The following is a 16,514-nucleotide window of genomic DNA, read 5'->3' as shown; positions in this document are numbered from 1 at the left end:
AGGCCGCTATCGCCATGGACGTCGAAGAAATCTACCTGGCTCCCGGAAGCCTGTGCTTTCGCAACAGCCCTACCCGTATCCATACCCTGTTGGGCTCTTGTGTCTCGATGATTGTCTGGCATCCGGTGCGCAAGCTCGGCGGGATATCCCATTGTCTGCTGCCCGGTCGCCAGCAGCGCGGCGAGGCCCTGGACGGCAGTTATGTCGACGAAGCCTTTGAATGGTTGATGCTGCACATTCAGGGCTACCGGAGTGAGGCCCGCGAGTATCAACTGAAGTTGTTTGGTGGCGGTGAGATGTTTCCCCACCAGTCACGCGATCATGCCGCCGGTGATATCGCCGGTCTGAACTGCGCGGCCGTCACCCAAATCGCCGAGCGTCTGCACTTGTCACCCAGTGCCATGGACCTGGGGGGAACCGGGCACCGCAACCTGGTCTTCGACACTTGGAGCGGTGCTGTCTGGGTTCGGCATCTCTCTTTGCAAACGGTGGAAGGCAGTCATGAAAAAAATAAGCGTATTGCTGGTCGATGACTCCGCCGTGGTCCGTCAAGTGCTGATGGCGATCCTCGGCCAGGCACCGGATATCGAGGTGACGGTCGCCGCCGACCCGATCTTCGCCATGGATAAAATGGCCAAGGCCTGGCCGGACGTGATTGTGCTGGATGTGGAAATGCCCCGCATGGACGGCATCACCTTTCTGAAAAAGATCATGGCCGAGCGCCCCACCCCGGTGGTCATCTGCTCCTCGCTGACCGAACGCGGCGCCGAGACCACCTTGCAGGCGCTTGCGGCCGGGGCTGTGGATATCATCACCAAGCCACAAGGCGGCGTTAAGAACTTCCTGTTGGAGTCCGCCGCCCATCTGCTCGGCGCCGTTCGTGGCGCGGCCGGTGCCAATGTCAGGAACCTCGCCCCGCGCGCGGCGGCGCCACGACTTGAGGTGGCCAGCAAGCTGAGCGCCGATGCGATGTTGTCGGCGGCCGGCAGCCAGGCGATGGCCCAGACCACCGAGCGCATTGTCGCCATCGGCACGTCCACGGGTGGGACCCAGGCACTGGAGGCGCTGCTCACCGTGCTGCCCAGAGTCTGCCCGGGGATCGTCATCGTTCAGCATATGCCGGAGAAATTCACCGCCTCCTTTGCCCAGCGCCTCAACGGACTGTCGCAGATTGAAGTCCGCGAGGCGCAGAACAATGATCGGGTGTTGCCCGGCCTGGCGCTGATCGCCCCGGGCGGCAAGCACATGATGCTGGTGCGTAACGGCGCCTACTACCACGTGCAGGTGGCGGACGGCCCGCTGGTCAATCGCCATCGGCCGTCGGTGGATGTGCTGTTTCGCTCGGTAGCCAAGTTCGCCGGGAAGAACGCCACCGGCATCATCATGACCGGCATGGGCGACGATGGTGCCCGTGGCCTCAAGGAAATGGCCGATGCCGGTGCCGCGACCGTGGCCCAGGACGAGGCCAGTTGCGTGGTGTTCGGCATGCCCAGGGAAGCCATCAAGCTGGGTGCCGCCAAACGTGTCCTGTCCTTGCAAGACATGCATCTGGCGGTGCTGGGCAAGTAGCCTGGGTTCACTCCGGTTCCAGCTCTTCTCCTGGGAATATTTCCCAATCAGCACATTTGCCATCCAGGCGCTTCAATCATTGCGCCAAGTCAGGAGTCATTCAGGACTCGGCTGTATGATGTTGCGCAATATTTAGTAATAGAATCTTTGATCCGTTTCCCCGGCCAGCCGCCTCCAGGATAAGACCATGTCCGACCCGCAGCCCTTGACTCCCCTGGAACCGGAAAAGTCTTCCGCCTCATTGGGCGAGCAAGCCCGCGCGATGGGCCTCAAAGCCAATCGTTTCGTTGCCCTCACGGGACTGCAAGGCAAAGGTCTGGCACTGGTGGTCGGGTTGCTGGCGTTTGTCTGGATCGTCGGTGGCATCTACAAGGTCCAGCCCGACGAGCAAGGTATCGTCCTGCGCTTCGGCAAATGGGTCGACACCACCGAGGCGGGTTTGCATTACCACCTGCCCTTCCCTATCGAAACGGTGTTGCTGCCCAAGGTCACCACGGTCAACCAGCTGCAATTGGGCCACGCTCCCGCGCTCGGCCTGAACGACAGCAGCCTGTCCCGCGACAAGCAGATGCTGACCGGCGACGAGAATATCGTCGAGGCCGATTGCGCGGTGTTCTGGCGGATCAAGGACGCCGGGCAGTTTCTGTTCAGCATGGACAAGCCCGAATTCGCCATCAAGCTGGCCGCCGAGAGTGCCCTGCGTGAAGTGATCGGGCGTACGCCGATCCAGGCGGCCCTGTCGGACAAGCGCCAGGAGATCGCCGAGGAAACCAAGACCTTGTTGCAAGGCTTGCTCGACGATGAAAAAGCCGGCGTGCTGATCACCCAGATCCAGTTGCAGCGCGTCGATCCGCCACCGGCGGTGATCGATGCGTTCAACGATGTGCAGCGGGCCCGGGCCGACCAGGAGCGCGCGCGCAACGAGGCCGAGTCCTACGCCAACGACATTCTTCCGCGGGCCAGGGGCGAAGCGTCCCATATCAACCAGGAAGCCGAGGCCTACAAGGCCCAGGCGGTCAATCTGGCCGAAGGCGACGCGAAAAGCTTCCTGGCGGTGTACGAAAGTTATGCACAGGCCAAGGAGGTGACCAGCTGGCGCCTGTATATGGAAAGCACCGATGAAGTGCTGAAAAAAGCCTCCAAGGTGATCATCGATACCTCCGGCAAAGGTGTCTCGGGCGTGGTGCCCTATATGCCGCTGTCGGAACAGGACAAGCGCCCGGCCAAGGAGCAGACCCGATGAAACCGCGGATTCGTATGGCCCTGGTGATCCTCGCGCTGGTTGTCCTGTGGACCCTCGGCGCCTCGCTGTATACCGTCGATGAAGCCCAGCAGGCCCTGGTGGTCCGGCTCGGCGCGCCGACCGCGCCGGTGCGTACGCCGGGGCTGAAACTCAAGGTGCCGTTGATCGACACCGTGATCTATTACGACACCCGCATCCTGACCCTGGCACCGCCTTCCGAGCAGGTGATCCTCGGTGACCAGAAACGCCTGGAGGTGGAAACCTATGCGCGTTATCGCATCGTCGACCCGCTGCGTTTCTATCAGGCCCTGCGTACGGTGGACCAGGCCAATGCGCAACTGGCCCAGTTGGTCAGCTCGTCGCTGCGCCGCGAGCTGGGGCAGGTGATGCTCAAGTCGCTGTTGTCCGCCGAGCGGCCGAAGATTGTCGAGCATATCCAGAGCGAGGTGGTGGAGAAGGCCAGGCCCCTGGGCATCGAGGTCACCGAAGTGCGTTTTCATCGCGCCGACCTGCCGTTCGAAACCAGCCAGGCGATCTATGACCGGATGAAGTCCGAGCGTCAGCGCGAGGCCAAGGAGCTTCGCGCCCAGGGCTTCGAGTGGGCGCAACAGATCCAGGCCAATGCCGAGCGGGAACGGGCGGTGCTGATCTCCGAGGCGCAACGGCAAAGCCGCATCACCCATGGTGAAGCCGATGCCCTGGCGAACCAGATCTCGTCCCAGGCGTTCAACAAGGACCCCGAGTTCTACAAGCTCTACCGCAGCCTGCAGACCTATCGGCAGTCCTTGTCCGAGTCCGCGCCGACGCTGGTGCTGTCACCGGATACGGCGTTCCTCAAGGATTTCAAAAGTGGCCCGCAGGTGAATAGCCGACCCTGACGCCCGCCGAGGGTCGATGAACGGAATTTTCGCCATCTACGGACGCACGCCATGAGCCGGGAACAGACATGATGCCAAGCATTTCAATCCGCTCGAGCCGGCTGCGCCTGATGGCCGCCGCCGTCGGTCCGGGGCTGGTGGTGATGCTGGCGGACACCGAGGCCGGCAGCGTGATCACCGCCGCGCAGAGCGGTGCGCAATGGGGCTATCGGCTGCTGTTGCTGCAGTTCCTCATTATTCCGTTGCTGTATACCGCCCAGGAACTCTCGATCCGCCTGGGGCTGGGAACGGGCAAGGGCTTCGGTGAACTGGTGCGCCTGCGGTTTGGTCGTGGCATTGCGTTGTTGTCCCTGGCAACGCTGGTGCTCAGTTGTTTCGGTGCCCTGGTCACCGAATTGAGCGGACTGGCCGGGGTCGGCGAGCTGTTCGGCGTACCGCTATGGGAAACCATCGGCGCGTTGGTGGTGCTGATTTTCGCGATGGTCTGTACCGGCTCCTACCAGGGTGTCGAACGTATTGCGATTTGCCTGGGCCTGTTCGGCGTGGCCTTTATCGCCGTGGCCTGGAACGCTCACCCTGACCCTCGGCAAATCGCGGCGCAGTGGTACCAGATGCCATTTCACGACAGTTCCTACCTTTACCTGGTGGCCGCCAACCTGGGTACCAGCGTCATGCCGTGGACGGTGTTCTACCAACAGTCGGCGCTGATCGACAAAGGCCTGGGCGCCCGGCACCTGAAAGCGGCGCGCATCGAAACCTTTCTCGGCGCGACCCTCTGCCAGATTCTCACGGCTGCCGTGGTGATTGCCGCGGCGGCGTGTTTCAACCGCTCCGACGCGTCCTTCACCTTGACCAGCGTGCCGCAACTGGCCGATGCCTTTACCGCTTCCCTGGGCCAGACTGTCGGGCGCGGGGTTTTTGCAATGGGGCTGGCCGGGGGCGCGCTGGTGGCCACCATCGTGGTTTGCCTGACCGTGGCCTGGGGCGTCGGCGAGGCCACTGGCCGACGGCATTCCCTGGAGCAGCGTCCCGCCGACGCCCCCTGGTTCTACGCGGCATTCGGTGCCATGTTGCTGGGGGCCGGGGTGCTGGTGGGTTCCGGGGTCAATCTGGTCGAACTGTCGATCTTCACCGGGGTGGTCAACGCATTGTTGCTGCCGGCGGTACTCGGCCTGCTCTATTGGCTGGCCCGTACGCAGTTGGCCGGCGCGTTCAGGTTACAGGGCTGGTATGCGCGGGTGGTGGGCCTGGTATTCGGATTTGCCTCCCTGGCAGGTCTGTTCTGTGGTGTAGGAGGTTTGTTGAATTGATGACGATGGTTGCGGGAGCGGCAAGATGATCGGCTTGGATACCGGTATGCAGGGGATCAACCTGACGTTGCAGGTGTTCCTGCTCGACCTGCTGCTGAGCGGCGATAATGCCGTGGTCATCGCCCTGGCCTGCCGCCACCTGCCGGCCCGGCAGATGCGCCAGGCGCTGTTCGCCGGGATGGGCGTGGCGGTCGGGTTGCGGATCCTGTTCACCTCGGTGATCAGCCTGTTGCTCAAGGTGCCTTGCCTGAAACTGGCAGGCATGGTCGCGCTGGTAGTCATTGCCATCAAGTTGTTGGTGGGGGAAGAAGACGCCGAACACTTGCCGCAGCGTTCGGGGTCGACGCTCTGGTCGGTGGTCGGGCTTATCGTCTTTGCCGACCTGACCATGAGCCTGGACAATGTGGTGGCCCTGGCCGCCGTCGCCCAGGACAACATCGGGATTCTGGTGCTGGGGTTGCTGCTGAGCATCCCGATGTTGATGTACGGCAGTTTGTTTGTGACCGGGTTGTTCAAGCGTTATCCCTGGTTGATCCCGGCGGGCGGTGCCTTGTTGGGCTGGGTCGCCGGGGATATCGGCATGTCCGACCCGCTGATCGCCGATTGGGTGGCGACCCAGGCACCGGGCCTGGTGTTGGCGATGCCGCTGGCCTGTGCGATTTTTGTGTTGGTGGAGAGCCGGATCATCCAGCGCAACCTGCGTTTGCTGCCCAGGCCCGAGCCGGTTTTGCGCCATGCCCGCATGGATGAGCCTGTGCTCGCCGAACCGATGGTGGCCAGCGTGGTTCGGGTGGTTGAAGCGCAGGAGGATATTTCCGGGGGGCGTGAGCCCCTGTCCGCCGAGTTGCTCCCTCCCGAGACGGTCCTGCCTGTGGATAACTCGCCTGTCGAGCCTGTGCCGGACGAACTGAGCCGCAAGCGCCGATGGTACTGGGTCGGGGCGTTGGCGGCGGTTCCGTTGCTGGGGTATATCGGTTATTCGGTGATCTATGTCGGCATCATCAAGAGCGGCTACATGCCGACGCCCAGGCTGTTGAGCAGCTACGAGTGTCCTGGTTTGAACGGGCCGTTCGTCTTCTTCTACCAGCATGGCAAGGACACCGTGCGTATCCACAGCAGCGCCGGTTCGCTTGATGGCGCCCTGATCAAGGGCCGGCTGGAGTGGATCAATTCAACCCGGGCCTCGTCGATGCTCGGCTTTACGCCGCCCCAGGAAATTACCAATGACGATGCCACCTCCATTCGTATCAATGGGGGGAGCTTTTCGCAAATGGTTTGTTTCAAAAAAGACTAGGTGATCGAGGTGGGCAGGAACTGAGAGTGTGTTCCACTTGAAGAAAAATCAGGGGAGCGATCACTCGATGTCAAATACTACCTTGCCCTCCAAAAAACTCCCTCTCTTTGAACGAGAAAGTAAGTCAGAGTTTGGTCTTGGGAAATTACCTACAGTGTCTGGGAAATATAGTGACTTTATCGTTTACGTTGACGAAAGCGGTGATCATGGAATGCAGAGGCTAGACGCAAATTATCCAATGTTGGTACTGGCTTTTTGCATATTTCATAAGCGATACTACTGCGAGACGGTAATTCCTGCCTTGCAAAAATTCAAATTCAACCACATGGGGCATGATTTAATTGGGCTTCATGAGTTGGAAATACGAAAAGAAAAAGGCGCTTTTTCCAGTTTGTTTGTCTCGCGACAACATAAAAACGAATTCCTCGACGAACTGACCAGCATCATTGATACGAGTAACTTCATATTGATCAGTTGCGTGGTTGATAAGATGAGGTTGCGCGAAAAGCAGGGTACTAGCCAGAACCCCTACCATCTGGCGCTGGGCTTCTGTCTGGAGACCCTTTACGAGCTTTTAGAGGAAAAGCGACAGACTGGCGTTTTAACGCACGTCATTTTTGAGCGTAGAGGGAAAAAGGAAGATAACGAATTAGAGTTGGAGTTTCGCCGTATGTGCGACGCCGCCAATAAGTTGAATATACAACTTCCCTTTGAAATAATTTTTGCAACCAAACAAGTTAATTCCACCGGCTTGCAATTGGCTGATCTTGTTGCCAGGCCGATTGGAATGAGCGTATTACGCGCAGGGCAAGAGAACCGAGCGTTCGATGTGCTCAAGCGAAAGTTCTACTGCAGTGGTGGCCGGGAGAACGCGGGAGCAGGGTTTGAAAATTGGGGGCTGAAGATTTTTCCTACTCTAGAAAGCGAAAAGCCCCGATGAAACTCACCGAGGCTACGACGCCGACCAGGATCCCCCAGTCCACTTGGCGCAAAGTCTAGGTTGGCAGCTCCTGACTGTCAATGATGCACAGTAGTTGGCCGAATACGCTTCTTATTGCGATAGCAACACACCCTGCTCACTCGCACACAATGCCAGCAGAAAATCCCACACCACCCGCAAGCGCACGGACTTGTGCAATTCCCGTCGGGTGCTGATCCAGTAGCTGCGCTGGATGGTCTCCTCCGGGAGCACGCGCACCAGCTGCGGGTCGCCCTTGGCCATATAGTTGGGTAATACCGCAATGCCCAGCCCGGCCCGCGCCGCCTGTTGCTGGGCTATGACGCTGGTGCTGCGAAAAATCACATTCGGTGTGCGGCAGAAGTTGTTGAGGAACAGCAGCTCCTCGCTGAACAGCAGGTCGTCGACATAGCCGATCCAGTTGTGCTGCGACAGATCATCCCGGTGCTGCAAGGTCGGCGCCCGGGCGAGGTAGTCCGGGCTGGCATACAGCGCCAGGCGATAGTCGGTCAGTTTGCGAGTGATCAACAGGTCGGCATTCGGTCGGTCAAGGTGGATGCTGATTTCCGCCTCGCGGTTGAGGATGCTGACGAAACGCGGCACTGCCACCAGTTCCACTTCCAGTCCCGGATAACGTTCGTACAGGCTGCCCATGCGCGGGGTGAGAAACATGATGCCGATCCCTTCGGTCACTCCCAGGCGAATCTTGCCCAGGGGCGCGATGGCCTGGGTGATTTCCTCCTGGGCCAGCAAGGCAACGTTTTCCATGGCCTCGGCATGCTTGAGCAAGGCCTGGCCCGAGGGCGTCAGTTCGTAGCCCTGGGCATGCTGGACAAACAGCGCGGTGCCCAGGCTCTGCTCGATGGTCTCGATATGCCGGGCCACGGTGCTGTGGGTGGTGTTCAGGCGCTTGGCCGCGGTCAGCAGACGTCCGCTGCGCTGCAGCTCGAGAAAAAAACGCAGGTCGTTCCAGTCGAACATGGGGCTTCCTTGTGAATCACGGGGTTCACGGCCTTGCTTGAAAACGCACAGTACTTGCGCAAAAACGAAGGTTTTCATCTCGAAACTAATCAATAACATGAAGGGAGACAAGAACAATAAAAAAGGCGAGGTTGCCTATGTCATCCGCCCACCTGCCCTATGACTACGTGATAGTCGGTGCCGGGCCCGCTGGCTGTGTGCTGGCCAATCGGCTGTCCGCCGACCCGCAGAAAAATGTCCTGCTGCTCGAAGCCGGCGGCCAGGATAACTACCCCTGGATTCATGTGCCGGTGGGGTATCTCTACTGCATCGGCAATCCCCGTACCGACTGGTGCTTCAAGACCGAAGCGCAACCCGGCCTGCAAGGTCGCAGCCTCGGCTACCCGCGCGGCAAGGTGCTGGGCGGCAGCTCGTCGATCAATGGCATGATCTATATGCGTGGCCAGGCCGGCGACTATGATCGCTGGGCCGCGCAAGGTAATCCGGGCTGGGCCTGGAACGATGTCCTGCCGTTGTTCAAGCGCAGCGAAAACCATTTTGGCGGTGCCAGCGAATTCCACAGCGACCAGGGCGAGTGGCGGGTCGAACAGCAGCGCTATTCCTGGCCTATCCTCGATGCCTTCCGCGATGCCGCCGCAGAAAACGGTATTGCCAGCGTCAGCGATTTCAACGCGGGCGATAATCAGGGCTGTGGATACTTTCAGGTCAACCAGCGTTCCGGTGTGCGCTGGAATTCGTCGAAAGCTTTTTTGCGGCCAATCCTCAAGCGTCCCAACCTGACGATCCTGACCGGTGTCCAGGTTGACCGGGTGAACCTGGAAAACGGCCGCGCCTGTGCCGTCGTCGCGCGCTGGCAGGGTGAGGAACATGTGTTCAATGTTCGGCGCGAGATTGTCCTGTGCGCCGGTTCGGTCGGTTCTCCCGGCATTCTCCAGCGTTCGGGCATCGGCCCGCGACCCTTGCTGGAAAACCTCGGCATCGCGGTGCGTCACGAACTGCCGGGTGTCGGCGGCAATCTGCAGGACCATCTGCAATTGCGCCTGATCTACAAACTCAGCAATGCCCGCACCCTCAACCAGGTCGCCAATAGCCTGTGGGGCAAAGTCGGCATGGGCCTGCGTTATCTCTACGACCGCAGTGGTCCGTTGGCCATGGCTCCCAGCCAGTTGGGGGCGTTCGTGAAGTCCTCGCCGGAGCGGGCCTCGGCCAATTTGCAGTACCACGTGCAGCCCTTGTCGCTGGAGCGCTTCGGCGAACCGCTGCATCGGTTCCCGGCCTTCACCGCTTCGGTATGCAACCTGCGCCCCTTGAGCCGGGGGCGGATCGATATTCGTTCGGTTGATCCCGATGTGGCGCCCTTGATCGATCCGAATTACCTGAGCGATCCCGAGGATCTGAAAGTCGCGGCCGAGGCGATCCGGCTGACCCGGCGCATTGTCGACTCCCCTGCCCTGCGACGCTTCAAACCCGAGGAATACCTGCCCGGGGCGGCGCTGCAAACCGAAGAACAGTTGCATGAGGCGGCCGCGCGGATCGGTACGACGATCTTTCACCCGGTGGGCACCTGCCGGATGGGCAATGGCGCGCTGGATGTGGTGGATGCCCGGCTGCGGGTGCACGGCGTGCCGGGGTTGCGGGTTGCCGATGCGTCGATCATGCCGAACATCGTCTCCGGCAATACCTGTTCGCCGACGGTGATGATTGCCGAGAAGGCGGCGCAGATGATTCTGGCGGATGTCTCGGCCATTTCTGATATTCAAGCAGCGCAGATCCCGGCGGGCACCTAGCATCCATACAGCAAAAAGCGGATTCCGGTGGCGGTCAGCCGGAATCCACAGTGGAACAACAACAATAATCACTGTGGCCCCCAGGGCCGAGGACATGGCAAATGTCGGACTACATCGAGCAACAGCCCGTGCGCGTTATTGCGAACACCGGCCGGGAAGAACGAAAGATCATTTTTGCGTCATCCCTCGGGACGGTTTTCGAGTGGTATGACTTTTTTCTCTATGGCGCCCTGGCGGCCGTGATCAGCAAGCAGTTCTTTGCAGGGGTCAACGACACCACGGCGTTTATCTTCGCCCTCATGGCCTTTGCCGCGGGCTTCCTGGTCCGGCCTTTCGGCGCCCTGGTATTCGGGCGCCTGGGGGATATGATCGGGCGCAAATACACCTTCCTCATGACCATCATCCTGATGGGCCTTTCCACCTTTGCCGTCGGCCTGTTGCCGACCTACACCAGCATCGGCATCGCCGCGCCGATCATCCTGGTCCTGCTGCGCATGCTCCAGGGCCTGGCGCTCGGCGGTGAATACGGCGGCGCCGCGACTTACGTGGCCGAGCACGCGCCGACCGGCAAACGCGGTTCGTATACCGGCTGGATTCAATCCACCGCGACCCTGGGCCTGCTGCTGTCCCTGCTGGTGGTACTCGCCAGCCGTTATATCAGTGGCGATCAGTTCGAAGTCTGGGGCTGGCGCCTGCCGTTCCTGCTGTCGATCTTCCTGCTGGCGATTTCCACCTGGATCCGCCTGAGCATGCACGAGTCGCCGGCCTTCGTGAAAATGAAGGCCCAGGGCAAGGTCAGCCGCTCGCCGATCCGTGAATCCTTCGGCTCCTGGCAGAATCTGAAGATCGTCCTGACCGCCCTCTTCAGCATCAACGCCGGGCAGGCGGTGACCTTCTACACCGCGCAGTTCTACGTGCTGTTCTTCATGACCCAGATGCTCAAGATGGACCCGACCCAGGCCAATACCCTGCTGATCATCAGCGTGGTGATCGGTGCGCCGTTCTTTGTGCTGTTCGGCTGGCTGTCGGACAAGATCGGTCGCAAGCCGATCCTGATGTTCGGCCTGTTGCTGGCGACCGTGTGTTATTTCCCGCTGTTCAAAGCCTTGAGCCATTACGCCAATCCGCAGATCGACGCGGCCAGCCGCCAGGCACCGATCGTGGTGCTGGCCGATCCGGCGAGCTGCACCTTCCAGTTCGACCCGGTGGGCAAGGCGCGTTTCGACAGCCCGTGCGACAAGGTCAAGACCTTCCTGGTCAAGCAGGGCTTGCCCTACAGCTCGCAAGCCGCGGCACCGGGGACGAATGTGACGGTCTCGGTGGGAGAACAGAAGATCAGCGGGTACGACGAAGCGGCGATGCGTTCGGCAATCACCACGGCGGGTTATCCGGCCAAGGCCGATAGCGCGTCAGTGAATGAGCCGATGGTGGTGCTGCTGATCGTCTTGCTGATTCTGATTGCCACCATGACCTATGGCCCGCTGGCGGCGGTGATGGTCGAGCTGTTCCCGACGCGCATCCGCTACACCTCCATGTCGCTGCCCTACCATATCGGCAACGGCTGGTTCGGCGGGTTCCTGCCCACGGTGTCCTTTGCGCTGGTGGTCTACACCGGGGATATCTTCTATGGGCTGTGGTACCCGGTGCTGGTCACCGGAGTCAGCCTGGTGGTGGGGTTGTTCTGCCTGAAGGAAACCAAGGGCGTGGATCTGGACAAGGTCTGAGGTTGCCGACGACTTTGCAGACACCACGAAACCTGTAGGCGCAGGGCTTGCCCGCGAAGCTTTTAGCGTCCTTGCGGGCCCCTTCGCTGGCAAGCCAGGCTCCTACAGGGTTGTGGCGATCTCAAAGGCCTCTTCGTCGCTAATCGAGCGTCGAGCGGTGGACCCTATTTCAGTTTGAAAAACCGGCATCAAAGCCGGTTTTTTTATCGCCCGAAAAAACTTATGCACGATTTACAACAGAAAGTCATACAGAGAAATAAGCAATAAAATCATATGCTTACATCGTATTTCTGAAAGAAATCAAAATCTTGTGCACAAGTTATCCACAGTCCCATCAAATGGCGACAGGCGTCTCTACCGCCGGCGCCGGCGGCAATGAGCCCATGTCCCGCTGGGTCTGCTCGTTCCAGGCCTGGACCCGGTCATTGAGCTCGGCAATCGCCCGTGGCCCGCTGCCCTCGGCCATCATCGGCTTGCCGATCACCACCGTGATGGTGCCGGGTTTCTTCAGCCAGCCGGTCTTCGGCCAGAACTTGCCGGCGTTGTGGGCAATCGGCAGCACCGGCAGATCGGCGTTTACCGCCAGTGCCGTACCGCCCCGGGAGAACTTGCCGACCGTTCCGAACGGCACACGGGTGCCTTCCGGGAAGATCAGCACCCAGACATTGTCCTTGAGCAACTCGTCGCCCTTTTTCGCCACATGCTTGAGCGCTGCCTTCGGGTTGTCCCGGTCAATGGCGATCGGCCGCAGCATGGCCATGGCCCAGCCGAAGAACGGCACATACAGCAACTCACGCTTGAGCACCTGGCTCAATGGCGAGAAATAGGCCGAGAGGAAGAAGGTTTCCCAGGTGCTCTGGTGATTCGACAGAATCACGCAAGGGCGCTCGGGCACATTCTCCGCGCCCTGGATATCGACCGTGATGCCGAGGAAGACCTTGGTCAGCCACAGGGCACAACGGCACCAGTACACATTGATAAAGCGATAACGTGCCTTGAACGGCAGGAACGGCGCGATAAAAAAGCTCAGGGAGCACCACAACAGCGAACTGGTGCCCAGCAGCAGGTAAAAGAAAAAGGTTCTGATGGCCTGCAGGATCGACATAGCGGCATTTACCGTTGCGGGCATTGCCCGCCTATAAAAAGCGCTTCCCGAACAGTCCTTGGTCAGGAGGTCAGAAGAGCTTCAGTTGTGGATAAGTTCTGCGGCAACCGCCGCCAGATCGTCAAAAACCAGGGTGCCCACCGGCAGGGTTTTACCCAGTGTCTTTTCGCCTTTACCGGTTTTTACCAAAACAGGCTGACAGTCGACGGCCCGCGCCGCCTCCAAGTCACCGAGGGTGTCGCCGACAAACCATAGACTAGCCAACGACACCCCGTAATGCTCGGCGATGGTACGCAACATGCCGGGCTTGGGTTTGCGACAGGCGCAACCCTCATCCGGCCCGTGCGGGCAATACACCACCAGCCCCAGCGTACCGCCCTGTTGCGCCACCAGCGAACGCAGGCGCTCGTGCATGGCTTCCAGGGTGGCGATGTCGTAGTAGCCGCGAGCAATGCCGGACTGGTTGGTGGCCACCGCCACCGTCCAACCGGCCCTGCTCAACTGCGCGATGGCTTCGATCGCGCCGGGGAGCGGAATCCATTCCTCCACCGACTTGATGTAGGCGTCGGAGTCCTGGTTGATCACCCCGTCCCGATCGAGAATCAGCAGCTTCAAGACGCGCCCTCAGCCCAGCAGCGAAATATCGGCGACACCCAGGAACAGGCCTCGCAGACGCGCCAGCAGCGCATAACGGTTGGCGCGGACCTTGGCGTCCTCGGCATTGACCATCACCGCTTCGAAGAACGCATCCACCGGCTCGCGCAGGGCGGCCAGGCGTGCCAGGGATTCGTTGTACTGACGCGCCGCGGCCATCGGCTGGACCGCCTGGTCCGCCTGTTGGATCGCCGCGTACAGCGAGAACTCGTTGGCGTTGTCGAAGTACTTGGCTTCCACGGTGCTCGGGATGCTGCCTTCGGCCTTGCTCAGCAGGTTCGATACACGCTTGTTCACCGCTGCCAGGGCAGCCGCTTCCGGCAACTGGCGGAATTTCTGCACAGCTTGGACGCGTTGGTCGAAGTCCAGCGCCGAACCCGGCTTGAGGGCACGGACCGACAGGTAGGTCGCCACGTCCACGCCTTCGTCTTCATAACGGGCACGCAGACGGTCGAAGATGAACTCCAGCACTTGGTCGGCCAGGCCGGCGGCCTTGACCCGGGCACCGAAGGCCTTGACCGCGAATTCCACGGTCTCGATCAGGTCGAGGTCCAGCTTCTTGTCGATCAGGATGCGCAGCACGCCGAGGGCGGCGCGACGCAGGGCATACGGGTCCTTGCTACCGGTGGGCAGCATGCCGATGCCGAAGATCCCGACCAGGGTGTCGAGCTTGTCGGCAATCGCCACTGCCGCACCGGTCAGGGTGCCCGGCAGTTCGGCGCCGGCACCGCGGGGCATGTACTGTTCGTTCAGGGCCAGGGCCACGTCTTGCGGCTCGCCGTCATTGAGGGCGTAGTAGTAACCGGCGACACCTTGCATCTCCGGGAACTCGCCGACCATCTCGGTGGCCAGGTCGCATTTCGACAGCAGGCCGGCACGGGCCGCGCGCTGGGCGTCGCCGCCGATACGTGGGGCGATGAAAGCGGCCAGCTTGGAGACACGTTCGGCCTTGTCGTAGACGCTGCCCAGTTTTTCCTGGAACACCACGTTCTGCAGACGCAGGTTGAACTGCTCGAGCTTCTGCTTCTTGTCCTGCTTGAAGAAGAACTCGGCGTCGGTCAGGCGCGGGCGAACGACTTTCTCGTTACCGGCGATGATCTGTTGCGGGTCCTTGCTCTCGATGTTGGCGACGGTGATGAAACGCGGCAGCAGCTTGCCGTCGACGTCCAGCAGGCAGAAGTACTTCTGGTTGTCCTGCATGGTGGTGATCAGGGCTTCTTGCGGCACGTCGAGGAAACGTTCCTCGAAGGAGCACACCAGCGGCACCGGCCATTCGACCAGGGCGCTGACTTCGTCGAGCAGGTCCGCCGGCATGATCGCCGTGCCTTCCTGCTGGGTCGCCAGCTCGGTGGTGCGTTGGCTGATCAGCTCGCGACGTTCTGTAGCGTCAGCCAGCACATAGGCGGCGCGCAGGTCGCTCAGGTAGTTGGCCGGCGAGGTGATGCGCACGCTTTGCGGGTGATGGAAGCGGTGACCACGGGAGTCGCGACCGGCTTTCTGGGCGAGGATGGTGCAGTCGATGACCTGGTCACCGAGCAGCATCACCAGCCATTGGGTCGGACGCACGAACTCTTCCTTGCGCGCGGCCCAGCGCATGCGCTTGGGAATCGGCAGGTCATTCAGCGAATCCTCGACGATGGTCGGCAGCAGGCTGGCGGTCGGCTTGCCCTGGATGCTCTGGGTGTAGCGCAGCTTCGGCCCGCTCTGGTCGATTTCGCTCAGTTCCACGCCGCATTTCTTGGCAAAACCCAGGGCGGCCTGGGTCGGGTTGCCTTCGGCGTCGAAGGCGGCCTGGCGTGGCGGCCCGTCGAGGTTGATGCTGCGGTCCGGCTGCTGGGTTTGCAGCTGGGTCAGCAGTACGGCCAGGCGGCGTGGCGCGGCATAGACCTGCTTGCTTTCGAAGCTCAGGCCGGCGCTTTGCAGGCCCTTTTCGATACCGGCGAGAAAGGCCTCGGCCAGGGTATTGAGGGCCTTGGGTGGCAGCTCTTCCGTGCCCAGTTCAACCAGAAAATCTTGAGCACTCATTGTGCTGCCTCCAACTTAGCCAACACTTCGTCACGCAAATCCGGGGTCGCCATCGGGAAGCCCAGTTTGGCCCGGGCCATCAGGTAGGCCTGTGCCACGGAACGGGCCAGGGTACGGACCCGCAGGATGTACTGCTGACGCGCGGTGACCGAGATCGCCCGGCGTGCATCCAGCAGATTGAAGGTGTGCGAGGCCTTGAGGACCATTTCATAGCTTGGCAACGGCAGCGGCTGGTCCAGCTCGATCAGGCGCTTGGCTTCGCTTTCATAGAAATCGAACAGTTCGAACAGCTTCTCGACGTTGGCGTGTTCGAAGTTGTAGGTCGACTGCTCCACTTCGTTCTGGTGGAACACATCGCCATAGGTCACCTTGCCGAACGGACCGTCGGCCCAGACCAGGTCATAGACCGAATCGACGCCCTGCAGGTACATCGCCAGGCGTTCCAGACCATAGGTGATCTCGCCGGTGACCGGGTAGCACTCGATGCCGCCGGCCTGCTGGAAGTAGGTGAACTGGGTGACTTCCATGCCGTTGAGCCAGACTTCCCAGCCCAGGCCCCAGGCGCCGAGGGTCGGCGATTCCCAGTTGTCCTCGACGAAACGGATGTCGTGCACCAGCGGGTCGAGGCCGACATGCTTGAGCGAGCCCAGGTACAGCTCCTGGAAGTTGTCCGGGTTCGGCTTGAGGACCACCTGGAACTGGTAGTAGTGCTGCAAGCGGTTCGGGTTTTCGCCGTAGCGGCCGTCAGTCGGGCGGCGGCTGGGCTGTACGTAGGCGGCGTTCCAGGTTTCCGGGCCGATGGCGCGCAGGAACGTGGCGGTATGAAAGGTGCCGGCGCCTACTTCCATATCGTAGGGCTGAAGTACCACACAACCTTGCTCGGCCCAGTATTGCTGGAGGGCGAGGATCAAGTCTTGGAAGGTACGCACGGCTGGCGTAGGCTGGCTCACGAAATTCACCTGTTACTTGGGCTGCGATTCAAAAGG

General features: G+C 60.9%; 14 protein-coding genes. 9 read left to right on the top strand and 5 right to left on the bottom strand.

Features of this window, described 5'->3' with window-relative positions:
- Positions 1-14 precede the first annotated feature (14 nt).
- From HX830_RS28270 to HX830_RS28240, 7 genes are all read left to right on the top strand, one after another.
- On the top strand, positions 15-533 hold the full coding sequence (locus tag HX830_RS28270) for a chemotaxis protein CheD (protein WP_256350731.1): 519 nt from the start codon (positions 15-17) through the stop codon (positions 531-533).
- The gene (locus HX830_RS28265) at positions 502-1,569 is read left to right on the top strand and encodes a protein-glutamate methylesterase/protein-glutamine glutaminase (RefSeq protein WP_103497180.1); all 1,068 of its coding nucleotides are present in this window, start codon (positions 502-504) and stop codon (positions 1,567-1,569) included. Before HX830_RS28270 ends, HX830_RS28265 begins: the two co-directional genes overlap by 32 nt.
- 187 nt (positions 1,570-1,756) lie before the next feature.
- Positions 1,757-2,812 carry an FtsH protease activity modulator HflK gene (gene hflK, locus HX830_RS28260; protein WP_177103984.1) on the top strand — a complete coding sequence of 352 codons (1,056 nt, stop codon included), beginning with the start codon at positions 1,757-1,759 and terminating at the stop codon, positions 2,810-2,812.
- Positions 2,809-3,690, top strand: a complete 882-nt coding sequence (gene hflC, locus HX830_RS28255; RefSeq protein WP_103497181.1) for a protease modulator HflC — start codon at positions 2,809-2,811, stop codon at positions 3,688-3,690. Before hflK ends, hflC begins: the two co-directional genes overlap by 4 nt.
- 71 nt (positions 3,691-3,761) lie before the next feature.
- Positions 3,762-5,000: an NRAMP family divalent metal transporter gene (locus tag HX830_RS28250; protein WP_218171416.1), complete on the top strand. Its 1,239-nt coding sequence runs from the start codon at positions 3,762-3,764 to the stop codon at positions 4,998-5,000.
- 25 nt (positions 5,001-5,025) lie between these two features.
- Positions 5,026-6,294 (top strand): TerC family protein, encoded by a 1,269-nt coding sequence (locus HX830_RS28245; protein ID WP_152736570.1) that lies wholly within the window; start codon positions 5,026-5,028, stop codon positions 6,292-6,294.
- A 67-nt stretch (positions 6,295-6,361) separates the two neighbouring features.
- The gene (locus tag HX830_RS28240) at positions 6,362-7,234 is read left to right on the top strand and encodes a DUF3800 domain-containing protein (protein ID WP_152736869.1); all 873 of its coding nucleotides are present in this window, start codon (positions 6,362-6,364) and stop codon (positions 7,232-7,234) included.
- A gap of 111 nt (positions 7,235-7,345) precedes the next feature.
- Here the strand turns inward: HX830_RS28240 and HX830_RS28235 are convergent, their stop codons facing one another.
- The gene (locus HX830_RS28235; protein ID WP_177103971.1) at positions 7,346-8,233 is read right to left on the bottom strand and encodes a LysR family transcriptional regulator; all 888 of its coding nucleotides are present in this window, start codon (positions 8,231-8,233) and stop codon (positions 7,346-7,348) included.
- 137 nt (positions 8,234-8,370) lie between these two features.
- On the opposite strand from HX830_RS28235, the gene HX830_RS28230 reads away from it, so the two are divergent.
- Both HX830_RS28230 and HX830_RS28225 read left to right on the top strand, forming a co-directional pair.
- The gene (locus HX830_RS28230; protein ID WP_177103969.1) at positions 8,371-10,020 is read left to right on the top strand and encodes a GMC family oxidoreductase; all 1,650 of its coding nucleotides are present in this window, start codon (positions 8,371-8,373) and stop codon (positions 10,018-10,020) included.
- 101 nt (positions 10,021-10,121) lie between these two features.
- Entirely contained in the window at positions 10,122-11,744 is a 1,623-nt protein-coding gene (locus HX830_RS28225) for an MFS transporter (RefSeq protein WP_152736567.1), read from the top strand.
- Positions 11,745-12,078: 334 nt separating this feature from the next.
- Here the strand turns inward: HX830_RS28225 and HX830_RS28220 are convergent, their stop codons facing one another.
- Genes HX830_RS28220 through glyQ form a run of 4 tightly spaced genes read right to left on the bottom strand, consistent with a single transcriptional unit; the run spans position 12,079 to position 16,478 of the window.
- Positions 12,079-12,873 carry a lysophospholipid acyltransferase family protein gene (locus tag HX830_RS28220; RefSeq protein ID WP_177103967.1) on the bottom strand — a complete coding sequence of 265 codons (795 nt, stop codon included), beginning with the start codon at positions 12,871-12,873 and terminating at the stop codon, positions 12,079-12,081.
- 57 nt (positions 12,874-12,930) lie between these two features.
- On the bottom strand, positions 12,931-13,464 hold the full coding sequence (gmhB, locus tag HX830_RS28215) for a D-glycero-beta-D-manno-heptose 1,7-bisphosphate 7-phosphatase (protein ID WP_177103965.1): 534 nt from the start codon (positions 13,462-13,464) through the stop codon (positions 12,931-12,933).
- A 9-nt stretch (positions 13,465-13,473) separates the two neighbouring features.
- Complete coding sequence (gene glyS, locus HX830_RS28210; protein WP_177103964.1) at positions 13,474-15,528, bottom strand: glycine--tRNA ligase subunit beta; 2,055 nt, start codon at positions 15,526-15,528, stop codon at positions 13,474-13,476.
- Positions 15,525-16,478, bottom strand: a complete 954-nt coding sequence (glyQ, locus tag HX830_RS28205; RefSeq protein WP_053253611.1) for a glycine--tRNA ligase subunit alpha — start codon at positions 16,476-16,478, stop codon at positions 15,525-15,527. Before glyQ ends, glyS begins: the two co-directional genes overlap by 4 nt.
- Positions 16,479-16,514: the final 36 nt, after the last annotated feature.

This window comes from Pseudomonas gingeri (assembly GCF_013385425.1).
GTDB classification, from domain to species: domain Bacteria; phylum Pseudomonadota; class Gammaproteobacteria; order Pseudomonadales; family Pseudomonadaceae; genus Aquipseudomonas; species Aquipseudomonas gingeri_D.
Note: the sequence above shows the minus strand (reverse complement) of the source record. Positions and strands in the feature narration are given on the sequence as shown.